Annotated in this window: 5 protein-coding genes; 2 read left to right on the plus strand and 3 right to left on the minus strand. The window is 67.7% G+C overall.

The features are described 5' to 3' along the window. On the minus strand, positions 1-1,578 hold a 1,578-nt coding region (locus MRY84_RS11315; protein WP_291505830.1), incomplete at its 3' end, for an FAD-dependent monooxygenase. 138 nt (positions 1,579-1,716) lie between these two features. Between MRY84_RS11315 and MRY84_RS11320 the strand changes: the two genes are divergently transcribed. Both MRY84_RS11320 and MRY84_RS11325 read left to right on the plus strand, forming a co-directional pair. Next, positions 1,717-2,988, plus strand: a complete 1,272-nt coding sequence (locus tag MRY84_RS11320; RefSeq protein ID WP_291505831.1) for a class I SAM-dependent methyltransferase — start codon at positions 1,717-1,719, stop codon at positions 2,986-2,988. Positions 2,989-3,023: 35 nt separating this feature from the next. Beyond that, positions 3,024-3,350 carry a DUF1840 domain-containing protein gene (locus MRY84_RS11325; RefSeq protein ID WP_291505832.1) on the plus strand — a complete coding sequence of 109 codons (327 nt, stop codon included), beginning with the start codon at positions 3,024-3,026 and terminating at the stop codon, positions 3,348-3,350. A 56-nt stretch (positions 3,351-3,406) separates the two neighbouring features. On the opposite strand, the gene MRY84_RS11330 is transcribed toward MRY84_RS11325, so the two are convergent. After that, a complete protein-coding gene (locus MRY84_RS11330; protein WP_291505833.1) occupies positions 3,407-4,444 on the minus strand; it encodes a tripartite tricarboxylate transporter substrate binding protein in 1,038 nt (345 codons plus the stop codon). A 113-nt stretch (positions 4,445-4,557) separates the two neighbouring features. Then, positions 4,558-5,545, minus strand: a 988-nt coding sequence (locus MRY84_RS11335; protein WP_291505834.1) for an MmgE/PrpD family protein, incomplete at its 5' end; no start/stop codon positions are given.

Here is a 5,545-nt window from a genome sequence, read left to right on the forward strand (position 1 = left end):
AGCCAGCAGGGGCCAGTTGCCTGCTTCCAGCGGTTCGTCCGTGCCCTCCCAGCCCACACGGGTGGAGCCCTTGGGGCCGCTGTGGCCCAGCTGCATGCCGATCCTGGCGCTGCTGCTGGCGTGTACGAACTGCACGATGCGCGTGAAGGCGGCCTGCTGCGCATCGTTCCACAGGCCCGTGCAGCCGGGGGAGATGCGGCCCTCGGGCGTGGGGCTGGTCATTTCCACCATCACCAACGCGGCGCCGCCGAGCGCCCGCGCGCCCAGGTGCACCAGGTGGAAATCCTGCGGCACGCCCTCGACCGCGCTGTAGGTGGCCATGGGCGAGACGACGATGCGGTTCTTGAGCGTCACCCCGCGCAGGGTGAAGGGCGTGAGCATCGGTGGGACTGCTGCCTTGCCGCCCGCCAGCCAGGCCTCATAGCCTTCCAGCCACGCGGCGTCGCGCAAGCGCAGGTTCTCGTGGCTGATGCGCTGGCTGCGCGTGAGCAAGGAGTAGGTGAACTGCTCGACGGGCATGCCGGCGTAGCGCGCCACGTTTTCAAACCACTCGGTGCTGTTGCGCGCGGCGTTCTGGATCTTGAGCACTTCCACGCTGCGGCGCGCCTCGTAGTGCGTGAGCACCTCGTCCATGGGCAGGCCCGTGGCGAACTCGTTGGCGAGGTCGATGGCGTCTTCCAGCGCCAGCTTGGTGCCGCTGCCAATCGAAAAATGCGCCGTGTGCGCCGCATCACCCATCAGCACGATGGGCACGCGCTTGCCGCCCATCGTCTCGCGGTGCACCCAGGTGTTGCAGATCACGCGCGGAAAGCGGATCCAGTTGGCTGAGCCGCGCAGGTGGGTGGCGTTGCTGATGAGCGCGTTGCCGTCCAGGTATTTGGCAAACAGCTTTTCGCAAAACGCAATCGCTTCGGGCTGCTCCATCTGGTCCAGGCCGTGGGCCTTCCACACGGCCTCCGGTGTTTCGACGATGAAGGTGGAGGTGTCGGCGTCGAACTGGTAGGCGTGCGCCTGGAACCAGCCGTGCTCGGTCTGCTCGAAGGCAAAGGTGAAGGCGTCGAATTTCTTCTTCGTGCCCAGCCACACGAAGCGGCACTGGCGCAGGTCGATGTCGGGCTGGTACACGTGGGCATAGCGGGTGCGGATGCGGCTGTTGAGGCCGTCACTCGCGATCACCAGGTCGGCGCCGTACTGCGCGGCCAATGCCTGGTCGTCGGCCACGTCGGTCTCGAACACCAATTCCACCCCCAGCGCGAGGCAGCGGTCCTGCAGGATGTTGAGCAGCCGCTTGCGGCCGATGCCGCAAAAGCCGTGGCCCGTGGAGCGCACGCTGCGGCCCTTGAAAAACACCTCGATGTCGTCCCAGTGGTTGAAGGCATCGCCGATGAGCGCAGCCGTGGGCGCATCGGCGGCGCGCAAGTTCTCCAGCGTCTGGTCCGACAGCACCACGCCCCAGCCGAAGGTGTCGAACGGCCGGTTGCGCTCGACCACCGTGACTCGGTGCGTGGGATTCTGCTGCTTCATCAGCAGGGCAAAGTAAAGGCCTGCGGGACCGCCGCCAATGCAGAGGATGTTCATGTGGAAATAGTTTAGACCTAAACAAATTGGTGTCAATGGGGCCGGCCCTGGGCGCACTTCGGCCGGTTTTGTAGGACACGGCCGCACAGAAGGCTGCGCCCGTTGACGCGCGGGCGGGACCCTCCAAGAATCCCGCGCATGAAGCACCTGCTCCACGCCCTGGAAGGCCGCCTGGCGAACCTGCCAGTGCCGCTGGCTGTCGAGCTGCCGGCGGGCCGGCAGCTGGGTGCGCCCAATCCCGCGGTCACTCTGCGCTTCCGCGACCGACTCGCGCTGGTCGCGCTGGCCAGCGGCGAGATCGGCCGCGTGGGCGCCGCCATCGTGGAAGGGCGCGTGGCGCTGGAGGGGGGCATGCGCGATCTGATGGCGGCGGCGGCCGGCCTCCTCATCCGCGACCCCGCCCGCGATGAGCACCACGGCTGGTGGCAGCGGGTGCTGGCCCGCGCGCGCTCCATGGCGGCGCACACGTTGGCGCACGATGCCCGGCATGTGCAGTTCCACTACGACCTGTCTGACGCGTTCTATGCGCTGTGGCTGGACCCCCGCCGCGTCTATTCGTGTGCCTACTACCGCACGCCCGATCTTTCGCTGGCCCAGGCACAGGAGGCCAAGCTCGACCACATCTGCCGCAAGTTGCGCCTGTCGCCGGGCGAGCGGTTCCTGGACATCGGTGCCGGCTGGGGCGGTTTGCTTTTGTGGTCGGCCGAACATTACGGAGTTGATGCCACCGGCATCACCTTGTCGCGCAACCAGCATGCCCATGTGCAGCAGCTGATCCAAGCGCGCGGCCTGGAGGGCCGGGTCCGCGTGCAGCTGTGCGACTACCGCGAGCTGCAAGTGGCACAGCCCTTCGACAAGATCGCCTCGGTGGGCATGTTCGAGCACGTGGGCCGCGCGCAGATGGAGCGCTACTTTGGCACCGTGGCGCGCCTCTTGCGCCCGGGGGGGCTCGTGCTCAACCACGGCATCACTGCGGGGGGCGTGGACAACGCCCAGCTAGGCGCGGGCATGGGCGAGTTCGTGGAGCAGTACATCTTCCCTGGCGGGGAGTTGCTGCATGTGAGCACCGTGCTGCACGACATGGCCCGCGCGGGGCTGGAGATGGTGGATACCGAAAACCTGCGTCCGCACTATGCGCGCACCCTGTGGGCCTGGTCGGATGGACTGGAAGCCCAGTTGCCTGCTGCGCGCGCGGTGCTGGCGGAAACAGTCGGTGACAACGACGCAGAAAGGATCCTGCGCGCCTACCGGCTGTACCTCGCGGGTAGCGCCCTCGGCTTTGAGCGCGGCTGGATGGCGCTGCACCAGATGCTGGCCAGCAAGCCCCACGGCGGTGCTGGCACGGGGCCGCTGGCGGGGGCACAATCGGACTACCCCTTCACACGCGACTACATGTACGCGCCTTCCTGATCCGTCTTCAACGTCCCTTTTCAACCCGCTTCTGCATGCTCTACAAGTTCAAATCCCGCGCCGCCGCCGACCTCATCATGCTGGAGCCACATGGCCGCCAGATCGTTTCCATCATGGGCAAGACCCCAGGCGCCAGCGGCATCGTGACCGTGGCCCAGATCCCGGCGGCCATTGCCGCGCTGGAGGCCGCCGTGGCGGACGAAGAAGCGCGGGTACAGGCCCAGGCGGCAGAGGAGGGTGACGATGCCGACGCGGCCGAGCAGCGCAAGGACGCGGTGCGCCTGCGGCAGCGCGTGGTGCCGCTCATCGAGATGCTCAAGCGCAGCGCGGCGGCAGACGTGGACGTCGTCTGGGGCGTTTAGAGCCTGTTCGCGATCTCGCAGCTATTGGCTGCACACCGCGCCTTGCACACCTGTTCTCAGTCCACCTTGGCGCCCGAGGTCTTGACGACCTGGGCCCACTTCTTGTGCTCGCTGTCGATGTGCCGCGCGAATTCGGCGGGCGTGTTGCCCCCCGGGATGGCCCCTTGTGCCACCAGCCGCTCCTTCATGGCCGGCGTGGCAAGTGACTTGGCCACTTCCTGCTGGACGCGGTTCACGATGTCCTGCGGGGTGCCCGCAGGGGCCAGCAGGCCGAACCACGAACTGGCCTCGTAGCCCTTGAGCAGGGCGCCGCCCGCCTGCTCTACCGTGGGCACGTCGGGCAGGGCGCTTGAGCGCTCCGAACTGGTCACTGCCAGCGCGGTCAGTTTGCCAGCCTTGATCTGCGCCATGGAGGACGGCAGGTTGTCGAACATCACATCGGCGTTGCCCGCCACCATGTCCATAAGCGCTGGCCCTGAGCCGCGGTAGGGCAGGTGCAGCATGTAGGTGCCTGTCATGCTCTTGAACAGCTCGCCCGCGAGGTGGATGGAGGTGCCGTTGCCGCTGGAAGCCATGTTCAGCTTGCCCGGCTGCGCCTTGGCCACGCGGATGAAATCCTGCACATTGGCCACGCCCAGGGCCTTGGCCTTGTCGACGTTCATGACCATCACATTGGGCACAGCGGCGACCAGGGTGATGGGCACGAAGTCCTTGATGGGGTCGTAAGGCAGCTTGGCATACAGCGCCCGGTTGATGCCATGCGTGCCCACGGTGCCCATGAGCAGGGTGTAGCCATCGCCCGGGGACTTGGCTACCACCTCGGCCCCCACATTGCCGCCGGCGCCAGCGCGGTTGTCCACGATGAACTGCTGGCCGAAGGCCTTGGAAAGCTCCGGCGCCATGGCGCGCGCCAGGATGTCGGTGGTGCCGCCGGGCGCAAAGGGCACGACGATGCGCACAGGCTTCGTGGGCCAGGCGGTCTGCGCATGGGTTGGCGCGATCCAGGCGGCGGCTCCGCCGGCGAGGGCGAGGGTCAGGAAAGCGTGGAGTGCGGTGCGGCGCGACGCGCGAAGGGATCGAGGGGCTTGGTGCATGAAGGACTGTTCTCGAATTGGGATGGAGGAAGTCCTATGGTTGTAGGCCAAGCCCAGCGGGTGCGAGGAGATGGATTACCCGCACGCCGGCTGCGCAATGCCCACGCAGGGGCTCAGAGCATCACGTCGGCGCTCTGGTCGAGCGACCAGATCCTGGACAGCAGCGTCTGCGCACGCGCGGTGCCGATCACGGGCTCGGCCAGCTCCAGGAACTTGCCTTCCAGTTCCGTGTCGGTGAGCGCAAGTTCCGGGTCGCCCTTGCGGTTGGGCTGAAAGTGCGCAAGGCACTGGCCGTCCACGGTCTCGATCTCGATGCGCGCGGACCGCTGGCCGGGGAAGGCGGCGTCCAGTGCCGGGTCCACCTCCACGGTCATGCGTTCCATCAGCGCGCGGGTAGTGGGATCGTTCAGGCGTTGTGGTTCGTAGGCCGCCAGCCGCACGCTGCCGTGGGTCAGCGCGGTCGCCACCACGTAGGGCAGGCTGAAGCGCGCCTCGTTGGCCGTGGTGGGGCGCGCGTAGCAGGCAATGTCCAGCGCGGGGCGGTACGTGCCCACCCGCACGGTGCGGATGTCCTCTGCCCGCAGCTGGTGGCGCTGGCGCAGCTCCAGCGCCCCGTCGATGGCAGCAAACGTGTGGCCGCAACCGATGTGGTTCTTGAAGGTCAGCCGGGTGATGTGAAAGTCTTGCCCCAGGGTGGCGCCCACGCCGGCCCAGTCAGGCCCGTTACTCATCGCCCGTCCGAGCCCGGTTTCACCGTCCAGCACGTCCAGCGAACCCGTCAAGCCCCTTGCGGCGCACTGCGCGGCCAGCAGTCCGGCCTCGGCTGCGCGGCCGGCATGCAGCGGCTTGGACATCGAATCCATGCGGAAGGCCTGCTGCAGCCCGGCCGCGAAGGTGGCGGCCGTCGCCAGCGCATGGGCGAGCGCCGGCCCCTGCAGCTGCAGCACGCCGCCCACAGCGGCAGCCGCGCCAAAGCTGCCCACAGTGCCCGTGCTGTGCCAGAACTGGTAGTGCGGCCGACCCAGCACCACGCCGATGCGCGTGGACACCTCGTAGCCCAGCACCACCCCGCGCAGAAACTCCAGGCCCGATGCGCTGCGG

Origin of the sequence: Acidovorax sp., from assembly GCF_022763525.1 — a bacterium.
In the GTDB taxonomy this organism is placed as follows: domain Bacteria; phylum Pseudomonadota; class Gammaproteobacteria; order Burkholderiales; family Burkholderiaceae_C; genus Acidovorax.